The following is a 22747-nucleotide window of genomic DNA, read 5'->3' as shown; positions in this document are numbered from 1 at the left end:
GGGTCACGGGCGGGACCTCGTGATCTGCACGGAGACGTCGGTGAAGGGGACGCTGATCGGCGCCTGCGGCTTGTGCACGGTGACCTGAACGGTCTCCGCGGCGGGGTGGGCGAGCACGACGCCCGCGATTCTCTCGGCGACGGTTTCGATCAGGTCCACCGGATTGACCGCTGCGGCCTCGGTCACCTCGATCGCGAGTTCGCCGTAGTGGATGGTGCGGTTGACGTCGTCACTCGACGCCGCGGCGTGCAGGTCGAGCCAGACGGTGACGTCGATCACGAAGTCCTGGCCGTTCTCACGCTCGAAGTCGTAGACGCCGTGGTGAGCGGTGACCCGCAGCCCGGTGAGAGTGATGCAATCGCGGATCATGGCTCTATTCTGGCCGACTCCACGAGCGAGAGCACCTTCAGGGCCGCCCGGGTCGCTGCGACGTCGTGCACGCGCACGGCCCAGGCGCCCGCCTGGGCGGCGAGCACGCTGACGACGGCGCTCGGTAGGTCGCGGGCGGGAATGGAGGCGCCTTCCGGGAGCGCGGTCGCGAGGAAGCGTTTGCGCGAGGCGCCGACCATGACAGGGAGGCCGAGCATGTCGAAGGCGGCCAGGTTGGCGAGCAGGGTCCAGTTGTGGGCGGGGAGTTTGGAGAAGCCGAGGCCGGGGTCGAGCACGATCCGCTCCCGCGACAACCCGGCGGCGACGAGCGCCTCGACGCGCCAGGCGAGTTCGGCGCGCACGTCGGCGACGACGTCGCCGTAGACCGCGAGCTCATCCATGGTGCGGGCGTGGCCGCGCCAGTGCATCGCGATGAAGGTCAGGCCGCTCTCGGCGGCGACGCCGGCCATCAGCGGGTCGGCGAGGCCACCGGAGACGTCGTTGATGATGCTCGCTCCCGCTGCCGCGGCCGCCCGAGCGGTCGAGGCGTTGAGGGTGTCGACGCTCAGCACCAGGCCCTGCCGGGCGAGCTCGGTGATCACAGGGATCACCCGGGCCTGTTCGACGGCGGGGGCGACGCGGCCGGCGCCGGGCCTCGTCGATTCACCGCCGACGTCGATGACGTCAGCGCCCTCGGACCGGAGCAGGAGACCGTGCCGGATCGCGGCATCCGTCGACGCCCACTTGCCGCCGTCGCTGAAGGAATCGGGCGTGACATTGAGCACGCCCATGATGCGGGTCATGAGCCGGCGCCGATCAGGGCCATCACTTCGGCACGGCGGGCCGGTTCGGCGAGTTCGCCGCGCACGGCGAGCGTGACCGTCGAGCTGTTGACCTGACGCGAGCCGCGCGTGGTGACACACCCGTGCACGGCGTCGAGCACGACGAGGATGCCGCGGGGCTCCAGACCGGTCTGGAGCGCCTCCGCGATCTCCTCGGTCAGGCGTTCCTGCACCTGGGGGCGGGCGGCGAGGCAGTCGACGAGGGCGGGCAGCCGGCCGAGGCCGACGACCTTCTCGCCGGGCAGATAGGCGATGTGGGCTCGGCCGAGGAACGGGAGCAGGTGGTGCTCGCAGACCGAGCGGAACGCGAGGTCGCGCACGAGCACGAGCTCGCCCGTCGTCGGGCCGACCGGGATGGTGTCCTGCAGCAGGTCGAGCGGGTCCGTGCCGAGGCCGGCGAAGAACTCCCCGTAGGACTCGGAGACGCGACGCGGCGTGTCGGCCAGGCCGGGCCGGTTCGGATCGTCGCCGATCGCCGCGAGGAGCTCCGAGACGAGACCCTGGATTCGGGCCCTGTCGACTGCCACCCGGGGCCTAGGCGGTGGCGGGCCGCGGGGTGCGGGCGCGCGCGCGCTTGGGCTTGGTCTCCGCGGTGTCTCCACTGGACACTCCGCCGTCGACGATGCCCTCTTCGATGGGCGCCTTGGGCAGCGGCATGTCGATGGGGGGTACGTCGGAAACCGGGCGCTTGTCGCTCGAGAGCCACTGCGGGCGCGGCGGGAGCTTCTCGATGCCGGCGAAGATCGGCGCAAGTTCGGTCTGGCCGAGGGTCTCGTGTTCGAGCAGTTCCGCGGCGAGCTTGTCGAGAATGGCGCGGTTCTTGCCGAGCACCTCGTACGCCTCGTCGTGGGCGGCCTCGAGCAACAGGCGCACCTCGGTGTCGACGCTCTCGGCGAGACGCTCGGAGTAATCGCGCTGGTGGCCCATGTCGCGGCCCAGGAACATCTCACCGGATGCCTGGCCCAGCTTGAGCGGGCCGACGGCGGCGCTCATGCCGAACTCGGTGACCATCTTGCGGGCGGTCGCTGTGGCCTTCTCGATGTCGTTGCTCGCGCCGGTGGTCGGGTCGTGGAAGATCATCTCTTCGGCGACACGGCCGCCCATCGCGTAGGCGAGCTGGTCGAGGAGCTCGTTGCGGGAGACCGAGTAGCGGTCCTCGAGCGGCATGACCATCGTGTAGCCGAGGGCACGGCCGCGGGGAAGGATCGTGATCTTCGTGACCGGGTCGGTGTTGTTCATCGCGCTCGCGACGAGGGCGTGGCCACCCTCGTGGTACGCGGTGATCAGCTTTTCCTTGTCGCGCATGATGCGGGTGCGGCGCTGCGGGCCGGCCATCACCCGGTCGACGGCCTCGTCGAGGGCGCGGTTGTCGATCAGCTGCGCGTTCGAGCGTGCGGTCAGCAGGGCGGCCTCGTTCAGGACGTTGGCGAGGTCTGCTCCGGTGAAGCCGGGGGTCTTGCGGGCGAGGACCTCTAGGTCGACTCCCTGCGCCATCGGCTTGCCCTTGGAGTGCACCTCGAGGATCTTCTTACGGCCGAGCATGTCGGGGGCGTCGACGCCGATCTGGCGGTCGAAACGGCCGGGGCGGAGAAGCGCGGGGTCGAGGATGTCCGGACGGTTGGTCGCGGCGATCAGGATGACGTTCGCCTTGACGTCGAAGCCGTCCATCTCGACGAGCAGCTGGTTGAGAGTCTGCTCGCGCTCGTCGTGCCCGCCGCCCATGCCGGCGCCGCGGTGGCGGCCGACGGCGTCGATCTCGTCGATGAAGATGATCGCGGGGGCGTTCTCCTTGGCCTGCTGGAACAGGTCGCGCACACGGCTCGCGCCGACGCCGACGAACATCTCGACGAAGTCGGAGCCGGAGATCGAGTAGAACGGCACGCCGGCCTCGCCTGCGACGGCGCGGGCCAGCAGGGTTTTACCGGTTCCGGGAGGGCCGTAGAGCAGCACACCCTTGGGGATGCGCGCTCCGACGGCCTGGAACTTGGCGGGCTCCTTGAGGAAGTCCTTGATTTCTTCGAGCTCTTCGATGGCCTCGTCGGCGCCGGCGACGTCCGCGAAGGTGACCTGCGGGCTCTCCTTCGAGACGAGCTTGGCCTTCGACTTGCCGAACTGCATGACCTTGTTGCCGCCGCCCTGCATGCCCGAGAGCATCAGCCAGGCGAACCCGCCGATCAGGATCACAGGGAGCAGGTACCCGAGCAGGGTCACGAACCAGTTGGTCTGCGGGACCTCGTCGGTGAAACCGCCGGAGAGGTCTGCGCTCGTGACGGCGTTCACGACCTCGGTGCCACGCGGGGCGACGTAGTAGAACTGCACCTTCGTGCCGAGCTTGTCGTCGGCCTGCGACAGGGTGAGGTCGACGCGCTGCTCGCCGTCGACGATCTTGGCCTCCGAGACCTTGCCGTCCTTGAGGAACTGGAGTCCCTGGGCGGTCGGGATCTCTCGGAATCCGGACATGGTGATCAGACTCGACCCTATCCAGACGGCGATAATCGCCAGAATGATGTAGAGGAGTGGCCCGCGGAGTAGCTTCTTGACGTTCATGGTGTTGTCAGGCTACCGTGCGCGCACTGGGCGGTGACCGTGTGTTCGCCCTGAGCGCGATGCGAGGGTCGAGGAAGGCATCCGCTGCTCAGGAATAGATGTGCGGGGCGAGCACCGCGACGGAACGCAAGTTGCGGTACTTCTCGGCGTAGTCCAGTCCGTAGCCGACGACGAACTGGTTCGGGATGTCGAAGCCGAGGTACTTGACGTCGATGTCGACGCGGGCGGCGTCTGGCTTGCGGAGCAGGGCGCAGATCTCGACGGATTCCGGCTGGCGTGACTTGAGGTTCGCGATCAGCCAGGAGAGGGTCAGTCCGGAGTCGATGATGTCCTCGACGATGAGCACGTTGCGACCGTGCAGGTCGGTGTCGAGGTCCTTGAGGATCCGGACGACGCCGCTCGACTGGGTTCCGGAGCCGTAGGAGCTGACCGCCATCCAGTCCATCGCGATCGGGTGCTTGAGTTCGCGGGCCAGGTCGGCCATCACCATGACAGCGCCCTTGAGGACGCCGACGAGCAGGAGATCCTTGCCCGCGTAATCGGCTTCGATCCGGCGGCAGAGTTCGGCGAGGCGGCCGTGGATCTGCTCTTCTTCGATCAGGATTTCGGTGAGGTCGCCATCAATGTCGCGGGGTTCCATGGGGGAGGGAGGGTCCTTTGCTTTGTGCGTATTCAGTTGGCCGTGCGAGTCATGAGCGCGGCGGCGGCGGTGAAAACAAGCCAGCCATCGTGCCGTACAACTCTAACGCCTGGCAGGTCGAGCGGAGCCTGACCGTGCCAATCGGTCACGAGCCGCCCGACGGCCAGGGTCGCCCCACGGGGTAGTGCGAGCACGACGAAGGCGCCTGTTCCCGGGGCCCTGGGGACCGCCGCGCGGGCCGCTGCGAGGCGGATCAACCGGTTCCGCAGCGCTGCGGGCTGCGCGCCGAGCGCGGCGACGGGCACGCGGATGCCGTCGGTGACGGCCTCGAAGCAGGCCTCGGCGAGCTCCAGCGTGCGTTCCCGGAGGGCTTCTTCGTCTTCCCTCAGCAGGTCCGCAGTGCGGGCGAGCGCCTCGGCGACGCCGGGCCCGAGCTCGCGCTCGAGGACCGGCAGGACGGTCTCGCGCACCCTCACGCGGGCGAACCGGTGCTCGGCGTTGTGCGGGTCCATCCAGGGGGTGAGGCCGGCATCCGTGCAGGCGGCGACGGTCTGGCCGCGGCGGATCCCGAGCAGGGGGCGAAGGTAGGGGTCGCTGACCTGCAGCATGCCGTGCAGGCTGACCGGGCCGGAGCCGCGGGCGAGGCCGAGCAGCACGGTCTCGGCCTGGTCGTCGAGCGTGTGCCCGAGCAGGATGTGCGTCGCACCGGTGTCGGCGAGTGCGCGGACGAAGGCGGCGTAGCGGCCGGTGCGGGCGGCAGCCTCCGGGCCGCTGTAGCGCTCGGCGGGGTCGGTATCGGGGTCGGTGTCTGCGGCACTCCCCCGGTGGTTCTCGCCGTGGTCGACGGCGATGCGTACGACGAGCACGGGGTCGAGCCCGAGGGCCGTGGCCTGCCGGGCGGCTTCGGCGGCGACGTCCGCGGAACCGGGCTGGAGCGCGTGGTCGACGATCACGGCCCCGGCGCGGAGACCCGCCCGGGGCGCCTCGAACGCGGTCCCGGCCGCGAGCGCCAGTGAGTCCGGGCCGCCGCTGAGGCCGACGAGGACGAGCGGGCGGCGGTGCGAGGCGCCGGAGTCCGGCAGGGCGGAGTCCGGCAGGACCGGATCAGACGGCGGGGCGGCGGGGCCGGAAGGCGCCACGGCGGGGCCGAGCCCGGCATCCGCCAGCACGCTGCGGATCGCCCTGCGGATGTCGGCGATCTCCGGTGTCAGTCTCGGGCGGCGCGTGGACTCCATCCAGTAACGTTATCCGGAGACCGTGAACAAGGGAGAGACCAGGCCATGGCCGCATATGACGCAGTAATCGAAATTCCCCGGGGAAGCCGCAACAAGTACGAGGTCGACCACGAGACCGGGCGGGTCTACCTCGACCGCGTGCTGTACACGAGCTTCGTCTACCCGACGGACTACGGGTTCTTCGAGAACACCCTCGGCCTCGACGGCGATCCCGTCGACGTTCTCGTGCTGCTCGACTTCCCGCTGTTCCCCGGCGTGGGCGTCTCTGTGCGTCCGGTCGGTGTCTTCAACATGACGGATGACGGTGGCTCGGACGCCAAGGTCATCGCCGTTCCCGCGGGCGACCCTCGCTGGGACCACATCCAGGACGTCCTCGACATCCCGGAATACACCCGCAAGGAAATCGAGCACTTCTTCGAGCACTACAAGGACCTCGAGCCGAACAAGTGGGTCAAGACGGAGGGCTGGGGCGACGCCGCCGAAGCCAACCAGATCGTCGAAGACGGCATCAAGAAGCTCGCCGCCGAAGGTCACTGACCCTCAGCGCTTCGCGCACCACGAAGGCCTCCCGGATCACTCCGGGGGGCCTTTCTGCGTGCCGCGGCCGCCGGCATCCGCTCTCGCGCGCCACGTGCGCCGATCCGCACCAGGCATGCCGGCAGCGAAGCGGCGGAAATGGTGCGCGGCGCTCAACCTGAGCCGAGCGCGGGAGTTGCGCCGTTGCGCCTGCGGGGCGGGTCAGCCGGTGGGGCGGCCCACGTAGGAGGCGACGTCGCCGGGCGACCAGATCGCGTGGATACGCACGGGCTTTCCGACGTCGGGGGCCTCGAGGACCTGGCCGCCGCCGACGTAGATGGCCACGTGGTAGTAGTCGCCGCCGCCGCCCCAGAAGACGAGGTCGCCGACCTGCACGTTGCTGAAGGAGACGAGCCGGCCCTGGCTGGCCATGGTGTTGTACTGGTTCGTGGCGGAATGGGTGCCGATGTAGACGCCGGCCGCGGCATACGCGGCCTTGGTCAGCCCGGAACAGTCCCATGCGTCGGGGCCCGAGCCGCCGAGAAGATAGCGGTCGCCGAGTTGCTGTCTGGCGAAGGCGATTGCGGTCTGCACCGCGCTCGCGTTCGGAGCCGGCGCGGTCGCCGCGCCGCCGCCCGAGGACGAGCCGGAACCGGAGCTGCCTGATCCAGAGTTGCCGGATCCCGAGCTGCCCGAGCCCGAATTACCGCCGCCGCTCGCAGCCGGAGGCTGAGCCTGAGCCGCCGCCGCTGCCGCCGCGGCCCGCGCGGCCGACGCAGCCTGGTCTGCGGCAGCCTTCGCCGCTGCAGCGGACTGAGCCGCAGCGAGGGCGGCCGCCGCAGCCGCGGCATCCACACCGGCCTGGTAGGACCGCTCGGTGTCTGCCGTGGTGTCCTTGAGGAGGGCGAGCTGCCCGTAGAGATCGTTCGACTTCTGCTGCTCGGCCTCGAGAGCGGCCTCCGCGGACTGGGCGGCGGAGCTCGCAGCGTCGAACTTCGTCATCGACTCGCCCGTGAGCCGGGTGCGCTCCGCGGTCGCCGCCGCGGCCTGCCCGCCGAGGGACTCTGCCGAGTTCTTGTCCTGGACGGCCTCGCGGTAGATGGTCTCGGACTGCTCACTGAGCTTGCTCGCGGTTCCGAGCTGCTCGAGGAGGTCGTCGGCGCTGCTGCCGTTGAGAAACAGGTTGAGCGAGAGGTCCTGCGCGCCGGTCTTGGCCAGGTGCGCGGCGATCAGGCCTGCCCGCATCTTGGAGGTATCCGCCTTCTTCGAGGCGGTCGCTGCCTGTTCGGTGAGGCTCGTTTCACGCAGGGTGGCTGCGTCGAGCTCGTCCTGGGCGACCCGGTACGCCTCCGCGGCGATCTGCGAGGCCTTGGACGCAGCATCCGCCGCCGTTTGCAGGCCGGTCAGCAGCGTCGTGATCTTCTCGATCTCGGCCTGTTTGGTCGCCTCGTTCGCCTTCGCCTTCTGCACGTCGTCCCAGCTGGGGTAGCCCTGGTCTCCGTAGGCGGCGGGCGCGATGATTCCGACGGATGCCGACACCGCGCCGATCGCGACGGCCGCGGCGAAGAGGCGCACGGGCTTCCGCCTCGTGAAAGACGTGCCGTCGTTAGCCAAGAGGTGCTCCTCTGGCTGCCATGAACGGCACGGCATTGATCTTGTTGCCGCCCGTGCGCACCTCGAAGTGCAGGTGGCAGCCTGTCGCCGCGCCGGTCATTCCGACGCTCGCGATGTTCTGACCGACGGAGACACTCTGGCCGACCGAGACGAAGGTGCCACCGGACCGGATGTGGGCGTAGCCGGTTTCGACGCCGCCGCCATTGCTGATCAGCACGAAGTTGCCGTAGGTGCCGAGCGGGCCGGCGTATTCGACGGTGCCGTCGTGGGCCGCGTAGATCGGGGAGCCGCAGCTGGCGCCGAGGTCGGTGCCGTAGTGGAAGCTGCCGCTGCAGGCTCCGCCGCTGCTGCAGAGCGTTGCCCGGGCACCGTAGCCGTCGGTGATGCGCCCGCTGGCCGGAACGGCCCAACCCTGGGAGCTGATGTACCCGCCGCCGAGGCCGGCGCCGGCACTGCCGCCGCCACCGCCACCACCACCGCTGCTGGCACTGGCTCGGTTGGCGGCTGCCGCTGCGGCCGCCGCGGCGGCCACCCGGGCCGCCTCGATTGCGGCGAGGCGGGCACGCTCGGCGACGCCGGCTTCATAGCCTGCCGTCGTGGAGGCCTGCGCGTCCTGCATGAAGGCGAGCTGGGCGGCGAGTTCGACGCTCTTCGACTGGGATTCGGCAAGGGCGTTCGCGGCCGCTTCCGCGGCTGCCTGGGCGACGACGAGCGCGGCCTGCGCGGCGACGCTGAGTGCCTCGCGTTCGGTCCGGGCGATCTTGGCCTGGTCGCCGAGCGCCTGCGCGGAGTTCGTGGCGGCCTGGGCCTCTTCGTAGACGCCCGTGCTGCGTTCGACCATCTTGCTCATGCTGCCGAGCTTGGAGAGCAGGGCGTCGGCGCCGGTGCCGCTCGCCTCGCCGTCGAGGAGGAGGTTGACGGTGAGGTCGGTGCCCCCGGTGCGGTAGAGCTGGGCGGCGAGCTGACCGGCCTGCTTCGTCGCGGCATCCGCTGTCGCCTTGCTCGCGTCGGCCTGGGTCTGCAGGTCGGAGGCACGCCGGGTCGCGTCGTCGTACTTCTCCTGCGCGACCTGGAGCTCGGCGCCGCGCTTCTCGGACTCGGCCTGGGTCTGCGCGACCTGGGTCTGAAGGTTCGAGATCAGATTCTGAATTTCGGTGACCTTGGCGGATGCGGCGGCGGTGTTCGACTTGGCGTTCTGCACGTCCTGCCAGCTCGGATAGTCGACCGCCTGGGCGCCGACGGCGGGAATGACGAGAGTGACGATGAGGGCGATGGCCGTCGCGAGGGCGGTGGCGGCGGTGCCTCTGATCAGGCCCCGATGACCGTGAACGCGGCGTCCGTTGAGCGGCCGGAGCGGACCCGGCCGTTCTCTGGCCACGCGGTCACTCGTCACTGCCTTGCGCATAGAACTCCCTGATTGGGCACCGCGTGAACACACTGGTCACGATGCCACTCTTTTCACAGTAACAAGTTCGCGCCAGTATCGCCCGCTATCGGACCCGAATCTAACCCCCAACCGGGCGGATCGGCCGCCATTCGTGGGCGCGCCGGGGCGTCGGCGACACGCCACGGGCATCCGCCCAGGAGTCGATTTGGGGTTTTCGCCCAAGAGACCGTATGCTTACTCGTCGGTAGCCATGAAGTTTATGGCGTCTCGGCCCCATCGTTTAGAGGCCTAGGACGGCGCCCTTTCACGGCGTTAACACGGGTTCGAATCCCGTTGGGGCTACGCAACCTGCCTAACTGAATGTGCAACAATAAGCAGGTAGTAAATCAGTACAAGTAACACCGAATAAATGAAAACGTACGTTTGGTTCTCATTGTGAGGCCCTGTAGCGCAGTTGGTTAGCGCGCCGCCCTGTCACGGCGGAGGTCGCCGGTTCAAGTCCGGTCAGGGTCGCAAAGGCAAAACGCCCTTTCGAGAGAGAGGGTTTTTTCCTTGGAAAGCGACTTCTCGAGTTACTTTCTGGCCCTGTAGCTCAGTTGGTAGAGCGTTCGACTGAAAATCGAGAGGTCACGGGATCGACGCCCGTCGGGGCCACCCGCTGAAATCCCCGGTTATCCGGGGTTTTTCTCGTTAACGGATGTCTATTCTCCGGCCTCGAAATCGGCTTTTGCCCACATTTTGCCCACACATGAAACATGTCACGTGGTCATGAACGGCGATTGGAACGGCCTTCAGACTGCGATTCCGTGCAGGCGTACGGACGGATGTTGGTGCCGTCAGTGTTCCGGTTTGCCGAAACAACAGCGTCATTCGATCAGCGATCCCGTGGCTTCAATTCGCAGCCCGGCGGTGGCTTGTTCAATCGCTGCGCTTTTCATGAATCTCGGAACTATCCGATCCAAGTCGATGAGCGCAAGCTCAATCCATTGAGTCGTTCCGCGCTCCATCCACTCGATCCGCAAAAAATCAACATAGCCAGAGTCGATAGTCACCGACGTAATCACGGAACGTGAAATCCGGCTGGCGCGACGGGGAGTGCGACTGTCCCACGCCCAGGTCTCCATCGAGTTCGCCCGAATGGAAACTCCGACTTGCCAGCTACTCCGGTTGATCGAGGAGCTTTTGTGAAAACCAGCGATCGAGGCCGGAGTTGGGGACGTGCGTGTCAGCTGGCCCAGGATCACCCTCGCGCCTGGATCAGCTCGGAGCATGGCAGCCCGCAGCTCGTTCATCACGCGCCGCTGGTAAAGCATGCCAGCCACGACCAGCACTGCCCCAGCGATCACCGACACGACATACCCTCGTCCAAGGAACGGCCCAACCATCATCAATACAGCGTCAACGGCGACCAAAATGAGCAGGATCGCGACGATACCCCGCTGGCGCCCGCGAGTCCCTAAGCGTCTGCTGTCGACCGCCTGACCCGAATCGGTCTCCATCACATGTCCTCCCAAGGCCATATCGCTCACAGTCAAGCGGGCATCCACCACCGAGCATGAACCCGCGATCGAGAACTCTGCACGCGCACGCATGGTCCTTCCGCCAAACATAACCGTCGATCAGCTCAAATCCGCGCGTACTCACCCCTACGAGCGCACAGCGATAGCGGAGGCCTAAGGGCTCAGCAGTCTTATCCGCGCCCTGAAGCATTCGCTTGGTCATCGAGTGCGCGGGCGACAGCATCGAGGTCGTCGTCGAACAGGTCGGCGTAGACGTCGAGCGTCATGGCGGCCGAGGCGTGGCCCAGCATCCGTTGCACGCTCTTCACGCTCGCCCCAGCCGACACCGCCAGCGACGCGGCCGTGTGCCTCAGGTCGTGCGGGGTCACGAGGGGGAAGTTCGGGTCGGCCTCTACGTTCAGGACGGGGTCGTCCGGGGTGTTGCGTCCCTCGCGGATGAGTGTCAGCGCCGGGTCAAAGTGCCGGTGCCGGAAATTGCCGTTGCGCAGCCACGCACCCGCCGCGCTCGTGAAGACGAGGTCCTTCGTGCGCTTGCCCTGGCACCGTTGCGCAAGCTCGGTGGCCAGCAACGCCGGGAACGGCACGGAGCGGCGGCCGTGGCCCTTCGGGGTCCCCCAGACAGCGGCCCCGCCGACCTCCGAGACCGCTTCGGCGACTTCGATCCGCCGCTTGCCGAGATCGACCCGCCCCACCCTTAACGCGGCCATTTCGCCCCAGCGCAGCCCGGTGTACGCCAGGAAACGCACGACGTCGCCGAATTCTCCGCACTCTCGGGCCAGCCGGGCGACCTGGTCGTGCGTGAGGTACCCACGCGGCGTGCGAACGATCCGCGGCAAGCGGATGTCGTCGCTCGGGCTCTTCACAAGGCGCCCGTCCCTGACGGCGTAGTTCAGCGTGCCCGCCAGGACGAGGTGGATCTGACGCACCGTGGACGGGGCGAGCACCGCAGCCAGACTGCTCACCCAGCGCTGCACATCGGCGTGCTGCACGCTTCGGAGTGGCACGGTCCCCCATTTCGGCAGCACGTGCTTGTCCAGGTACAGGCGGTACCCGGCCCGCGTGGTCGGCTTGATCTGCAGCTGCGCCGAGTACCAGGCCTCGGCCCACTCACCGACGTTCACCTTCGACCGTGTCGGATCGACCCACTCGCCGCGCATCTTCGAGACCTCGACGGACGCCAGGAAGTCTTCGGCCTCCCGCTTGGTGCGAAATCCGCGCTTGTCCGTCTGGTGCCGATCGGGCGTACGGTACCTCACCCGGTAGCGCTTGCCCCTCGCCGTTTCGTAGGACGTCACGGAGCCCATGCTTCCTCCCGTTGTCGCTCGCCTCTGTCCTACCCTGATCTACCAGGAACCGCAGACAATCGAGGTCGCCGAATTTGCCTGCATATGGCATAGAAGTGGTTCGACTCAGGCCGATGAGAGCTAACGCGCGAGAACACACCGATGAAGAGCCCGCACGCGCCTGACAGTGCGACACTACGGATATGAGCGCAGCGGATAGGGTCATCGTCTCGACTCTCGACGGGCAACTCTTCGTCGAGGTCTGGCTCGTTGAGGATGACGAGTTCAATCGCGCCCAGGAATTCTTCGAGGTAGCGCTGCGTGATGGACGGCTCGAAAAACAGGCAGCCAGCGTGTTGATGTCCGAGTGGTCGGTCCAGGCTGCCAATACAGGCGGGGTCCAGCTATCAATCATGCGTAAGACGTCGGGCGGCACGGGCACGGACGCCCAGATGGAATGGACCCTGTGGCCTCTCTCCGGGCGTCTCGTTGACATCACAATCCGAAACTGCGGCGAAGTCGTCTGGTCCGTTGTGGCGTTCGCACCTGCAGTGAACGAGCACAAGCAGCCGATCTCGGCCGAGTCCTTGGGAAGACTGCGACCGATGCCTGACTCACCCTGGCCCAGCGGTACTCAATAACAGGTCACGTAATCACGCCGGCGGGAAGGCCGACGCGAGAGCTCGGTAGATCTGCAGCATGACCGGCTCGTCGAGAGGCCCCGTCTTCTGCAGGTGCTCGACAGCTTTCTTGGGCCACAGGACGTGAACTCCAGCAATGATGAAGTCGCCACCGAGAAGCGGCCAGTCTGCTCCGACGAAACAGAGCATCCCATGCACGGGGATGCCGTCGATGCCTGTCTCGTCGAGCGCGGCCCTAACTAGCGCGACCTGCTTGAGCGCACCAGCAACCAGCCCGTCTTGTTTGCGAGACCCGACCATGAGCGTTTCGGTCCGGGGCCGGATCAGTCCTCCTTCGACCTGCAGCCGGGGGCGACCCTGATATTTCTTCGCGTCGATGACGAAGACTCCCGAGGGGCAGACCGCAATGTGATCGATATTGGCTCGCGTCGGAGGAATGCGACGGTCGTGCAGGACGTGGACGCCACTCCCGCTGAGCTTGTCGAGCCGCTGACCCAGGGCCACCTCGCCCTGCGCCCCGACAGCCCACGCCCGGGTGCTCTGCGGCTCGTCGCTCAGCGCCAGGATGAGCCCACCAATATGCGGGTGGTTCTCGCGGATCCGGGTCTCACGCTTGTCTTTGCGGCGGTCGTGCTCTCGCTGGGCCGATGCGCCGGGCGTACCCCCGAACACCTCGAGGTCCTCGGGTGCTGGCTCCGGGCTCGTGACCGCGTCTGTGTCGATAGGGCTGCGTTCAATCGGGCCGGCGACGGACGGAGTGACCACCGTCGAATCCTGAGCGCAGGTCAGGCAGGCGACCGTCTTTGTCTCGCGTTCGTAGCGTGCCATCGTCCCTGCAAGGATCTCGACGTCGCAAATGCGGCAGGGCCCGGAGTACCGAAGTCGCATTCTCTTGGGCGTCAACGCCGCTTCACTGCTCATTCTTGAAACGCTACGGCGGCCCGGACGAGAACTCAGGCCATAGCGGGCCCGTGTGACCACGACTGGGGGCCACGACTCCGAGGATGCCTGCGCTTTCGATTGCATCCATCTGTCCGAACGCATTCCTTCCAGTCAGTCGCCAATCGCACTGCCCCGGTCCGCCACTTCGCGATCTCGGCCCACCTTGAAGCTCCTGATTTCCTGACTCTGTTCGCCCTGCTGTTCCTGTTTCTCCCTCCGTTCTTTGTACTTGTCTTTGTATTTCTCTCTTCTCTTTTTTCTTCTTCTTCTCTCCCCCTCACACTTCTTTCTCTTTCCCTGTCCCACCGCTACCCCTTTACTTCCCAACCCCCCACACAATGCCGTTGGGTGTGGGGGGTTGGGAAGCGTGCGTAGCGAGGGGGTCGCGGTGGGACAGGGAAAGAGGCCCCTTACCTATTCGTTTGGGTATTCGCTCTCAACGAATAGCCAAACGAATACCCAAACGAATAGGCAGCCGTCTCAGTCCCCCTCCGTGGGGCTTGTTTCGGTGACGAAAATGGGCCACACGACTGCGGTCCTGCCCGCCTCGGAACAACGCTCGGCACACCGGTCAGCGATGGTCGCACCCTCGCTGACGGTCGCGCTTTGACGTATCGACCGGAGGTAGCTACCGATCGCTCACGACAAGGCATCCGCAATTCGAGCCGAAGCTCTTCGATTCCCTGGGCCAGACGCTGACCGTCTTCGTCCCCGAAATGGATACCATCCTGAGCCGCGCGCAACTCGCTATTGCTCTGGGGCCGAGTCCGCAGGTGGCAAGCCGAGGAATGGGAAGGCTGGCGTGTCAGGCACCGCCGGGAGCCCCTGCGCGAAGATCGGACCCAGTAGACGTAGCGCCTTGTCGGGGAGTCCGTCGCCCGGGTAGAACTCCTCCAGCAGAGCTTCTGCCTCGTCGACGTTCTGAATGTCGCAGATTGCAAGCAGGTTGGCGATGTCCTGCACGTCTCGTCCGGGCCGCGAGGCGTTGAGCTTCATGGCGAGCAATGCGCGCGCGGAGGCGACTTCCACGGTGACGGCGTCATCCGAATAGAGGATTTCCCAGTCTGGGTCGGCACCGTAGGCGGGGATGAAGATGGTGGCGCTGCTGTTGAGCCAGTCGCGCGGCCAACCCTGCTCGTTGGCGACCTCGGCGGCCGCCTTGAGGATGGGATCCTCGGGCAGCAGGTGCGCATCAATGTCGGCGGTCGTGCGACGGTCGAAATAGCGCAGAGCAAGCGCCGCGCCGCCCACGATCCGGATGCCAGCGGGCTGGCCTGCCGTGCGGAGTTTCGCGATGACCGCACTAAGGCCGCGGACGAGGTCGTCGCGGTCGAGTTGGTCACCAGGCATCAGACGCTCTCCAGCGTGGCAGCCTCAATCAGGATGCCGCGGTCGCGGAACTCGCGAGGCACGCGGTCCGCCTCTGCGGGGATGTCGTAGTCGCTGGTCCGGGGCGACCACGGGTTGTCAGGGTTCCCCTCCTTGGCAAGGATCCAGTCCGGGACCGGCAGCGCATCCGCGTTCAGTCGGTACTCGCACAGCGCGGCGATGGCGGTGTCCCAATGCTCGGAGCCGGTCGGGAGCGGCTCGGTCAGGGTCAGGCCGACTCGTGTCGAGCCTCTCTCGGCAGCCAGGTTGTCGGCGAGCTGCAGGAAGCGGCGGAACGCCTGGGGCTCGTCGGAATCGGCCAGCGCGGCACTGATCTCCGAGGCGATCCGCGCCGCGTCGCTGCGCACAGTCGGCAGCGTGACGACGGTGTGCCGCGTCGCGAGGAGGAGCGCCTCGAGCGTCGCAACCGTGGGCTCACGCTTGCCGTTCTCGATCAGCGACAGCGAGGAGCCGGCGATCCCGGATCGAACGGCCAGCTCACTCTGACTCAGTCCGCTCGCCGCACGGGCAGAACGAGCCAGGATTCCTGCGCTCATGACCCCACCACCTTTTACTAGTTAGTAAAAATCTAGCACCGTGGCTTCGTGAAGTCACCGGTCTATCCAGCCAAGATTTCAGAAAATGGATCACGTCAGACTGTGACGAATATCGCGGCTGAACGGGCTCTCCACCGCCCTTCGTGTTATGTCTCAGGACATACCTGACAGTTCTGCATCAATAGATCTCTGACGCTTGCGCGGTGTTTGGCCCTGACAGTTCTCCGTCATTGTTTGAGGGATGAGCCGTGTTGAACCTGTTGATCCCCGTGTCCGCCTCGCCATCGTCCAGTGGCCGCCCGATGCACCGAGGGGAGCGGTGAGCACGTTCTGCCTCGAGCATGGGATCTCGCGTGAGACGTTCTATGCGATCAGGAAACGGGCAGCGACGGACGGGCCGGCTGCGGCGTTGGAACCTCGATCCAGACGCCCCAGAGCAAGTCCGTCGAAACTCACGGATGACCTGGCCCGGCAGGCAATCGGGGTGCGGGCGGTGTTGGAGGGGTCGGGTCTGGACCATGGGCCGATCAGTGTCCACGAGAAGATGCGTTCCCTGGGGATGACCCCGGTCCCCTCGACGGCGTCGCTGGCGAGGATCTTCCGCGATGCCGGTGTCGCCCGCGTCGAGCCGCGGAAGAAGCCCCGGGCCTCGTATCGGCGGTTCGTCTATCCGGCGCCGAACGCGTGCTGGCAGCTGGACGCGACCGAATACGTCCTTACCGGCGGCCGGAAATGCGTGATCTTCCAACTCATCGACGACCACTCCCGCTTCGCGGTCGCCTCCCAGGTCGCGTGGGGAGAAACCTCCGAGGGCGCCCTGACCGTAGTGAAGAAAGGCATCACAGCCCACGGGGTCCCGCAGCGACTCCTCAGCGATAACGGGGCAGCACTGAACCCCTCCCGGCGCGGCGTCATCGGACAGCTCGTCACCTACGTCACTTCGCTGGGGGTGGAACCGATCACCGGGAAACCCTACAAACCCACCACGCAGGGCAAGAACGAACGCTTCCACCAGACCCTGTTCCGGTTCCTCAACAAACAACCCCTGGCCGAGACTCTCGAGCAGCTGCAGGCCCAGGTCGACATGTTCGACGTGATCTACAACACCGAACGCCCCCACCAGGGGCTGCCCGGCCGAATCACACCGGCGCAGGCGTGGGAGGCCACCCCGAAGGTCGAACCTCCACGCCCGGCCCCGAGGCCTGCAGCACCGTTGGGTGATGGGGAGGGCTTGCGAGTGACTCGTGTCCGCGACAACGGCACCGTCTTCATCCGTCAGACCCGATTCCACGTCAGCCGCGCCCTCGCCGGCACCATCGCCTCGTCGAGGAAGATGACGCGCTGCTGGTCTTCGATCACGAGGGCACGATGCTCATTGAGCACCCGTGGCCCGCTCCAGGAACCAAGTACGTCGGCAGCGGCAATAGCAGGGGACGCCCACCCATGACCCTGTGAGTGTCAGCGATGTCCCGATACATGAACTGTCAGAGATGTCCTGATGCAGAAACGTCAGCGATGTCCTGATACATCACACTCCACCGCCCTTCGGTGCCCTCATTCTTGCCCACATTTTGCCCACAACTGGGGAAAAACGAGGTGATTTCGGTGATCACTGTGACGGCAACTTCGTTGATTTTACGCGGATCTTGACCCCCTTCCACGTGGTCACAAGGGCCTATATCCGACTGAAAATCGAGAGGTCACGGGATCGACGCCCGTCGGGGCCACCCGCTGAAATCCCCGGTTATCCGGGGTTTTTCTCGTTAACGGATGTCTTTGCTCCGGCCTGACAATGACCCGAGAGCAGATGCCGCCGCATCCGCTCGCCCAGTGTCGCCGTTCGCACCGAGAATCGCACGCAGGCCAGGGACACTGGGCACAAAGAGCGATTCTCGACGAGGCCGGCCTGTGAGTTATCGGCGAGCACGCCTGACGAGGAAAGAAATCGGGCGCTAGCTTCGTCCCGGCATCTCCGCGGCCGTCAGCCCCAGGATGCCCGCCTCTTGACCCTCCCGAGCCATCTTGCGAAGTACAGCACGTCGTTCGGCCCTGAATTTGTCCTTGTATTCCACCAGGTCCCGAAGTGTCACCCGACGGTGCCGCCCAACAAGCTCGAATGGAACTTCCCCGGACTCCAAGAGCTTGACGAGCGTTGGGCGCGACATGCCGAGAAAGTCGGCGGCAGACTGCGTCGTGAGCTTGGATTCCTGTGGAGCGACCGTGACACCCTTACCGTTGCTCAACGCATCCGCGACCTGTCGCAGCGCGTCAAAGAGAGGCTCAGGCAACTCGATGACCTGTGCGCCGTCGGCCGACGTGAGCGTTGCTTTCTTGCGATGGATGTTCTGGATCTGCCTAATAAATTCGTCGATTGCACGGGAATCTATGTCGCTGGGCAGGTAGGTTCGCGATTGGTGTTTCTCACGCGTGAGACTCATCGTGATCACCCTTCTTCGCGACTCTCTATTCGAAATATTCGAAAACCAGAAGACCCTCGCACGGCATCAAACGCTCTCCAGCGTGGCAGCCTGAATCAGGATGCCGCGGTCACGGAACTCGCGAGGCACCCGGTCCACCTCTGCGGGGATGTCGTAGTCGCTGGTCCGGGGTGACCACGGGCTGCCCTCGTTTCCGGTTCTCGTGTGGATCCAGTCCGGGACCGGCAGCGCATCCGCGTTCAGTCGGTACTCGCAGAGCGCGGCGATGGCGGTGTCCCAATGCTCGGAGCCGGTCGGGAGCGGTTCCGTCAGCGTCAGGCCGACTCGCGCCGCGCCGCTCTCGGCAGCCAGATTGCCGGCGAGTTGCAGGAAGCGCCGGAATACCAGGGGCTCGTCGGATGCGGCGAAGGCGTCAGCGATCTCCGCGGCGATCCGGGCCGCGTCGCTCCGCACGGTCGGCACGGTGACCACGGTGTGCCGCGTCGCGAGGAGGAGCGCCTCAAGCGTCGCAACCGTGGGCTCACGCTTGCCGTTCTCGATCAGCGACAGCGAGGAGCCGGCGATCCCGGATCTCGCGGCCAACTCACTCTGTGAATATTGGCTTCCAAGGGAGCCACCTGTGGTTCGCGTCAGAGCCACCTCGCCGATCCATGGATCGTGTCGTTCAGAGCCACGATTGGTGTGGTTGAGAGCCACCTGAAAAGCTCCTCCCACCATGTGACGGACACCTGGTGGAAGGAGTACCGGTAATGGTACGGAAGATCAAGGCGAAACTTGTCTTGCAGCTACGAAACCAGGGGTTGTCGGGCAGGGCGATCGCCTCGGCGCAGGGCACAGCCCGCAACAGCGTCCAGGCAGTGCTCGACGCTGCGGACCGCCTCGGCCTCGGGTGGGACGACGTCGAGGAGAAGTCGGAAGCCGAGGTGTATGCGGCGCTGTTCCCAGGCCGCGGAGTCTACGAGAGTGTGTTCGCGCAGCCGGACTGGGTTCGAATTCACACCGAGTTGGCCCGGGTCGGGGTGACGCTGAAGCTGCTCCATCAGGAGTATGTCGACGCGACGTCCATGGCGCAGGCAACGATGAGCTACGACCGCTTCTGCCGCCTCTACGGCGACTACACGGCGGTGTCGGGGGCCACGTCTCGGGTCGGTCACAAGGCCGGGCGCAGCATCGAGGTCGACTGGTCCGGACCCACGATGCAACTGCTGGATCCCACGACGGGCGAGAGACGCAAGGTGTATCTGTTCGTCGCCTGCCTGCCGTTCAGCCGCTACGCGTTCGTGGAAGCCTGCCTGGACATGAAGCAGGAGTCGTGGCTTCGCGCCCACACCGCGATGTTCGCCTTCTTCGGCGGCAGCGTCCCGCGCCTGGTGCCGGACAACTTGAAGACCGGGGTCATTTCCCACCCGAAGGAAGGCGAGGTCGTTTTGAACGACTCTTACCGGGAGATGGCGGCGCACTACTCGGCGGCGGTGCTGCCGGGTCGAGTTCGCCACCCGCGCGACAAAAGTAGCACCGAGAACACTGTCTCCCATGTCGCGACCTGGGTCATCGCCGGGCTGCGGCAGGAGACATTTACCTCGCTGGCTCAGCTGCGCCTGCGGATCCGGGAACGGATCGATGCCTACAACCGGGAGCCGTTCCAGAAACGCGTCGGGTCGCGCCTGAGCGTGTTCACCGCGGAGGAGAAGCCTCTGTTGCAGGCCCTGCCGGCGGCGCCGTTCGAGATCAGCACCTGGTCCTATAAACGGAAGGTCAACGCCAACGCCCACGTGGTCTGGGCCAAGAACTTCTACTCCGTCCCCTTCAGCCACATCGGCGCGCTGGTGGACCTTCGCGTCACCGAGACGATGCTGGAGGTCTATCGGCGCGACGAGCGCCTGGCCAGCCATTTGCTGCTGCCTGCCACGACCAGCAACCAGTATCGAACCAACGAGGCGGACCTGCCCGAGGGGCGCAGCTTCCAGGCCTGGGACCGGGCACGGATCGAGGAGTGGGCGGCGCGGATGGGACCGGCGACGGTCACCGTGACGGCCAAGATCTTCGAGAGCGTGTTCATCGACGAGGCCGGCTTTGACGCCGCGCTGGCGGTGCTGCGGCTGTCGCGCCGGTTTCCCCCGGCCCGGGTCGAGGCCGCCTGCGCGCTGGCGCTGCGGGGCCCGGTCCGCTCCCCGCGTTATGCGCATCTGCGGCCGATCCTCGACACCGGGCAGGACAAGACCGGACACGCCCCCGAGCCCGAGCCGGATGACGGCGGTTATGTTCGCGGCGGCGCCTACTACGCCGGAGGGACCCGATGAGCGCCCTCGATGGGGAGACCAAACGCAAGCTGCGCGAGATGAACGCCGGCGAGCTGCTGCAGGCGATCGACACCCAGGACGACACACTGTCGATCGGCCTGGCCTTCGAGGAGAGGGTCCGGCTGGTCGTCGATGACGCCTACTCGACGTTCATGCACTCCAAAGTCGAGGGTCTGATCCGGCGGGCGGGACTGCGGTATCCGAACGCGGATCTGCGGCGCATCGACCTGCTCGACGAGCGCGGACTGAATCGGCAGCTGCTGACCCAGCTCGGCACCTGCTCCTTCGTCACCCGGCAGCAGAACGTGGTCTTCCAGGGCTTCACCGGGTCGGGGAAGTCGTATCTGGGCTGCGCGATCGCTAAACGCGCCTGCGAACACCGCATCCGCGCCCACTACGTCCGCATGCCCGACCTCGAGGAAGCCTGGGTCGCCGCCCAGGACACCCCCGGCGGGTCGGGCAAGTTCCTCCGCAAATACGCGGCGTTCACCCTCCTCGTCATTGATGAGTGGCTGCTGGATAAGCCGACGGAGTCGATGCGGACGATGCTGCTGGAGCTGATGGAGCGTCGTTACGGCGACACGTCAACGGTGTTCTGCACCCAGTATCAACAGAAGGATTGGCATCAGCGCCTCGGCTCCGGCGTTCACGCGGACGCGATCATGGACCGGATCATCCACAACACGGTCTGGGTTGAGACAGGCACCTACAACATGCGCGAGCACACCGCTCTGGCCAGCACCTGATGAAGAGGCGCCCTGGAGCACGCACCCGAGACCAGGACCTCGCTCTCCTTGCCGCTGGCGGTGAAACGGGATGGTGGGACGACGCCGGACACCCGGCGCCCTGGCCCGAGGACTTCCTCGATCCCGACGCAGGATGGAGCACGGGCAGCGCTGTTGCCCGCGACGGCACTCCGGCCGACAAGGATCCCGTCGACCCGCCGTTCTGACCTGGCTGTGGTTGGAAACCGCGCCGCACTGGCAGGTTTCCTAGCGCCGAAATGGCCGGCTCGATGGTGACGAAACGCACCTAACACCGGGCGGAGAGGGCCAGTGGCTCTGAACCACACCACCACTGGCTCTCTTCCGCACGATCGGTGGCTCTGAAACGCGCGATTGAGTGGCTCTCAAAGCATCAAATACTCACTCTGACTCAGACCGCTCGCCGCGCGGGCAGAACGAGCCAGGATTCCTGCGCTCATGATCCCACCACTTTTTTACCAATTAGTAAAAACGTAGCGTGGTGGACCGGTGAAGTCACCGGTTGATCGGGCCAAGATTCCTGCAGCCGCGCCGCCACATCCGCTCGCAGCGAATCGTCCGCGAACTGGAGCGCGCACCGGAGACACTCGGCAATAGGGACGATTGTCGGCGCTGGTGACCGGTTAGATGAAGGCATGACTGCTCACTATCGGTTTTCCCCGGATGCCGCTGAGATCGACCGGGACACGGTCCATCGCTGGATCAGCGAGCAGTCCTATTGGGCACCCGGGCGCTCCCGGTCCCGACAGGACGCGGCGATCGACGGCTCACGCAATTTCGGCATCTACGACACCGAATCGGGCCGGCAGGTCGCCTACGCCCGGATGATCACCGACGGGGTGACATTTGCGTGGCTGTGCGATGTTTTCGTCGACCCAGAGGTTCGCGGACAGGGCCTCGGGGAAATGCTCATCGCGGGCATCGTCGAAGACTGCCGCCCCCTCGGGCTGCGCCGGATCGCGCTCGCCACCGCTGACGCTCACGGCCTGTACGCCAAATTCGGATTCACCGGCGTGGCAGCACCTGAGACCTGGATGGAACGTCCGGATAAACCACACTCCTGACCCACATTGCCCGTGCTGCGATCATCACCGGACGGCACGTCGGCCTGTCGCTAGGCTCTCGTCATGAGTATCCGGATTCGAGGGGCAAGTGCCCGCCAGTCCCCCGCCTTCCGTGCCGGCACTGCAGCTGACACCACGGACTGCGTCGCGCTGTGGGTTCGGGCGTGCGCCGAACGCGATGGGGTGGCCGTCGCAGGAGTAGCCGAACGCGCTCAACCGAAGTTCGACCACGGCGAGAGTTGGATCGTGGCCGAGGAAACCGGTGCCGGAATCCGGGGCTTCGTTCTCGCAACAACACCCAAGAGTGGTCTGCCGACCGACCCACCCGACGCTGCGGTGGTCAGCCTGCTCGCCGTTGTACCAGGCGCCCAAGGAAGTGGACTCGGGAGAGCGCTCCTGGTCAGCATCGCCAACGAGCTCAAACGCCAAGGCCATAAGCGCGCAGTTTTGCACGTACTGGCGGACAATCGCCCGGCTCTCGACCTTTATTCGAGTGAGGATTGGCGCCCCTTGGGCGAGCCCTTCCCACACTCATTACTGAACCGGCCGACGCAAACGTATGTGCTCGACTTGGATTCGCGCGAAGAGGCTGCGCTGGTGACGCGAGAACGGTAGCGCCAAGCGGCGTTCTCAGCGCATCCCTTTCGTCGACGGCCTGGCAACGTGCATCCAGCGCGACAGCCAACGCTGCAATCGTCGGCGAGAATCGCCGTTTCCGCC

Annotated in this window: 23 protein-coding genes, 3 tRNA genes and 1 pseudogene; 11 read left to right on the top strand and 16 right to left on the bottom strand. The window is 66.1% G+C overall.

Annotation, left to right across the window (positions count from 1 at the left end):
• Positions 1-3: 3 nt before the first annotated feature.
• The 6 genes from folB to tilS all read right to left on the bottom strand — a co-directional run bounded on the left by folB (position 4) and on the right by tilS (position 5633).
• Positions 4-369 (bottom strand): dihydroneopterin aldolase, encoded by a 366-nt coding sequence (gene folB / locus QN350_RS14310; protein WP_322138729.1) that lies wholly within the window; start codon positions 367-369, stop codon positions 4-6.
• Complete coding sequence (folP, locus tag QN350_RS14305; RefSeq protein WP_323503471.1) at positions 366-1172, bottom strand: dihydropteroate synthase; 807 nt, start codon at positions 1170-1172, stop codon at positions 366-368. The genes folB and folP overlap by 4 nt, the downstream gene beginning before the upstream one ends.
• Positions 1169-1738, bottom strand: coding sequence for a GTP cyclohydrolase I FolE (gene folE, locus QN350_RS14300; protein WP_323503469.1), 570 nt, complete (start codon positions 1736-1738; stop codon positions 1169-1171). Before folE ends, folP begins: the two co-directional genes overlap by 4 nt.
• A 7-nt stretch (positions 1739-1745) precedes the next feature.
• Complete coding sequence (ftsH, locus tag QN350_RS14295) at positions 1746-3758, bottom strand: ATP-dependent zinc metalloprotease FtsH (protein WP_323516808.1); 2013 nt, start codon at positions 3756-3758, stop codon at positions 1746-1748.
• A gap of 88 nt (positions 3759-3846) precedes the next feature.
• The gene (hpt, locus tag QN350_RS14290; RefSeq protein ID WP_134446290.1) at positions 3847-4398 is read right to left on the bottom strand and encodes a hypoxanthine phosphoribosyltransferase; all 552 of its coding nucleotides are present in this window, start codon (positions 4396-4398) and stop codon (positions 3847-3849) included.
• A 32-nt stretch (positions 4399-4430) separates the two neighbouring features.
• Positions 4431-5633, bottom strand: a complete 1203-nt coding sequence (tilS, locus tag QN350_RS14285) for a tRNA lysidine(34) synthetase TilS (RefSeq protein WP_323516795.1) — start codon at positions 5631-5633, stop codon at positions 4431-4433.
• A gap of 45 nt (positions 5634-5678) precedes the next feature.
• Here tilS and QN350_RS14280 point away from each other — a divergent pair, with 45 nt between their 5' ends.
• Positions 5679-6170, top strand: a complete 492-nt coding sequence (locus QN350_RS14280; protein ID WP_134446288.1) for an inorganic diphosphatase — start codon at positions 5679-5681, stop codon at positions 6168-6170.
• 201 nt (positions 6171-6371) lie between these two features.
• Here the strand turns inward: QN350_RS14280 and QN350_RS14275 are convergent, their stop codons facing one another.
• Positions 6372-7763 carry a C40 family peptidase gene (locus tag QN350_RS14275; RefSeq protein ID WP_322138724.1) on the bottom strand — a complete coding sequence of 464 codons (1392 nt, stop codon included), beginning with the start codon at positions 7761-7763 and terminating at the stop codon, positions 6372-6374.
• Entirely contained in the window at positions 7756-9168 is a 1413-nt protein-coding gene (locus QN350_RS14270; protein WP_322138723.1) for a peptidoglycan DD-metalloendopeptidase family protein, read from the bottom strand. The genes QN350_RS14275 and QN350_RS14270 overlap by 8 nt, the downstream gene beginning before the upstream one ends.
• A 251-nt stretch (positions 9169-9419) precedes the next feature.
• On the opposite strand from QN350_RS14270, the gene QN350_RS14265 reads away from it, so the two are divergent.
• The 3 genes from QN350_RS14265 to QN350_RS14255 all read left to right on the top strand — a co-directional run bounded on the left by QN350_RS14265 (position 9420) and on the right by QN350_RS14255 (position 9804).
• Positions 9420-9492 (top strand) — tRNA-Glu (locus tag QN350_RS14265).
• A gap of 97 nt (positions 9493-9589) precedes the next feature.
• Positions 9590-9663, top strand: a tRNA-Asp gene (locus tag QN350_RS14260).
• 68 nt (positions 9664-9731) lie between these two features.
• A tRNA-Phe gene (locus QN350_RS14255) sits at positions 9732-9804 on the top strand.
• Positions 9805-10016: 212 nt separating this feature from the next.
• Here the strand turns inward: QN350_RS14255 and QN350_RS14250 are convergent.
• Both QN350_RS14250 and QN350_RS14245 read right to left on the bottom strand, forming a co-directional pair.
• The gene (locus QN350_RS14250; RefSeq protein ID WP_323503462.1) at positions 10017-10742 is read right to left on the bottom strand and encodes a hypothetical protein; all 726 of its coding nucleotides are present in this window, start codon (positions 10740-10742) and stop codon (positions 10017-10019) included.
• Between the two features lie 98 nt (positions 10743-10840).
• A complete protein-coding gene (locus QN350_RS14245) occupies positions 10841-11974 on the bottom strand; it encodes a tyrosine-type recombinase/integrase (RefSeq protein WP_323503460.1) in 1134 nt (377 codons plus the stop codon).
• A 182-nt stretch (positions 11975-12156) separates the two neighbouring features.
• Between QN350_RS14245 and QN350_RS14240 the strand changes: the two genes are divergently transcribed.
• Positions 12157-12594 (top strand): hypothetical protein, encoded by a 438-nt coding sequence (locus QN350_RS14240; protein ID WP_323503458.1) that lies wholly within the window; start codon positions 12157-12159, stop codon positions 12592-12594.
• A 12-nt stretch (positions 12595-12606) separates the two neighbouring features.
• Here the strand turns inward: QN350_RS14240 and QN350_RS14235 are convergent, their stop codons facing one another.
• From QN350_RS14235 to QN350_RS14220, 4 genes are all read right to left on the bottom strand, one after another.
• Positions 12607-13422, bottom strand: coding sequence for a nuclease-related domain-containing protein (locus tag QN350_RS14235; RefSeq protein ID WP_323516788.1), 816 nt, complete (start codon positions 13420-13422; stop codon positions 12607-12609).
• A 225-nt stretch (positions 13423-13647) separates the two neighbouring features.
• Positions 13648-13842, bottom strand: coding sequence for a hypothetical protein (locus QN350_RS14230; protein WP_323503454.1), 195 nt, complete (start codon positions 13840-13842; stop codon positions 13648-13650).
• 441 nt (positions 13843-14283) lie between these two features.
• Positions 14284-14886 carry a DUF6036 family nucleotidyltransferase gene (locus QN350_RS14225; protein WP_323503452.1) on the bottom strand — a complete coding sequence of 201 codons (603 nt, stop codon included), beginning with the start codon at positions 14884-14886 and terminating at the stop codon, positions 14284-14286.
• Positions 14886-15461, bottom strand: a complete 576-nt coding sequence (locus QN350_RS14220; RefSeq protein ID WP_323503450.1) for a helix-turn-helix transcriptional regulator — start codon at positions 15459-15461, stop codon at positions 14886-14888. Before QN350_RS14220 ends, QN350_RS14225 begins: the two co-directional genes overlap by 1 nt.
• Before the next feature lie 319 nt (positions 15462-15780).
• On the opposite strand from QN350_RS14220, the pseudogene QN350_RS14215 reads away from it, so the two are divergent.
• Positions 15781-16960: pseudogene (locus tag QN350_RS14215) on the top strand (integrase core domain-containing protein).
• 453 nt (positions 16961-17413) lie between these two features.
• Here the strand turns inward: QN350_RS14215 and QN350_RS14210 are convergent.
• On the bottom strand, positions 17414-17899 hold the full coding sequence (locus QN350_RS14210; RefSeq protein ID WP_322138722.1) for an excisionase family DNA-binding protein: 486 nt from the start codon (positions 17897-17899) through the stop codon (positions 17414-17416).
• 66 nt (positions 17900-17965) lie between these two features.
• Positions 17966-18616 carry a helix-turn-helix transcriptional regulator gene (locus tag QN350_RS14205; protein ID WP_323516775.1) on the bottom strand — a complete coding sequence of 217 codons (651 nt, stop codon included), beginning with the start codon at positions 18614-18616 and terminating at the stop codon, positions 17966-17968.
• A gap of 32 nt (positions 18617-18648) precedes the next feature.
• Between QN350_RS14205 and istA the strand changes: the two genes are divergently transcribed.
• From istA to QN350_RS14180, 5 genes are all read left to right on the top strand, one after another.
• Positions 18649-20199, top strand: a complete 1551-nt coding sequence (istA, locus tag QN350_RS14200) for an IS21 family transposase (protein WP_323516770.1) — start codon at positions 18649-18651, stop codon at positions 20197-20199.
• Positions 20196-20945: an ATP-binding protein gene (locus tag QN350_RS14195; RefSeq protein ID WP_323503772.1), complete on the top strand. Its 750-nt coding sequence runs from the start codon at positions 20196-20198 to the stop codon at positions 20943-20945. Before istA ends, QN350_RS14195 begins: the two co-directional genes overlap by 4 nt.
• Entirely contained in the window at positions 20945-21151 is a 207-nt protein-coding gene (locus QN350_RS14190; protein ID WP_323503771.1) for a hypothetical protein, read from the top strand. Before QN350_RS14195 ends, QN350_RS14190 begins: the two co-directional genes overlap by 1 nt.
• Positions 21152-21598: 447 nt before the next feature.
• The gene (locus tag QN350_RS14185; RefSeq protein WP_281533794.1) at positions 21599-22027 is read left to right on the top strand and encodes a GNAT family N-acetyltransferase; all 429 of its coding nucleotides are present in this window, start codon (positions 21599-21601) and stop codon (positions 22025-22027) included.
• 63 nt (positions 22028-22090) lie between these two features.
• Positions 22091-22642, top strand: a complete 552-nt coding sequence (locus tag QN350_RS14180; RefSeq protein ID WP_322138720.1) for a GNAT family N-acetyltransferase — start codon at positions 22091-22093, stop codon at positions 22640-22642.
• Positions 22643-22747 lie beyond the last annotated feature (105 nt).

The organism is Cryobacterium sp. 10I5 (genome assembly GCF_035019865.1).
Lineage (GTDB): Bacteria > Actinomycetota > Actinomycetes > Actinomycetales > Microbacteriaceae > Cryobacterium > Cryobacterium breve_A.
The sequence above is the reverse complement of the archived record's forward strand: the minus strand, read 5'-3'. Positions and strand labels throughout refer to the sequence as shown.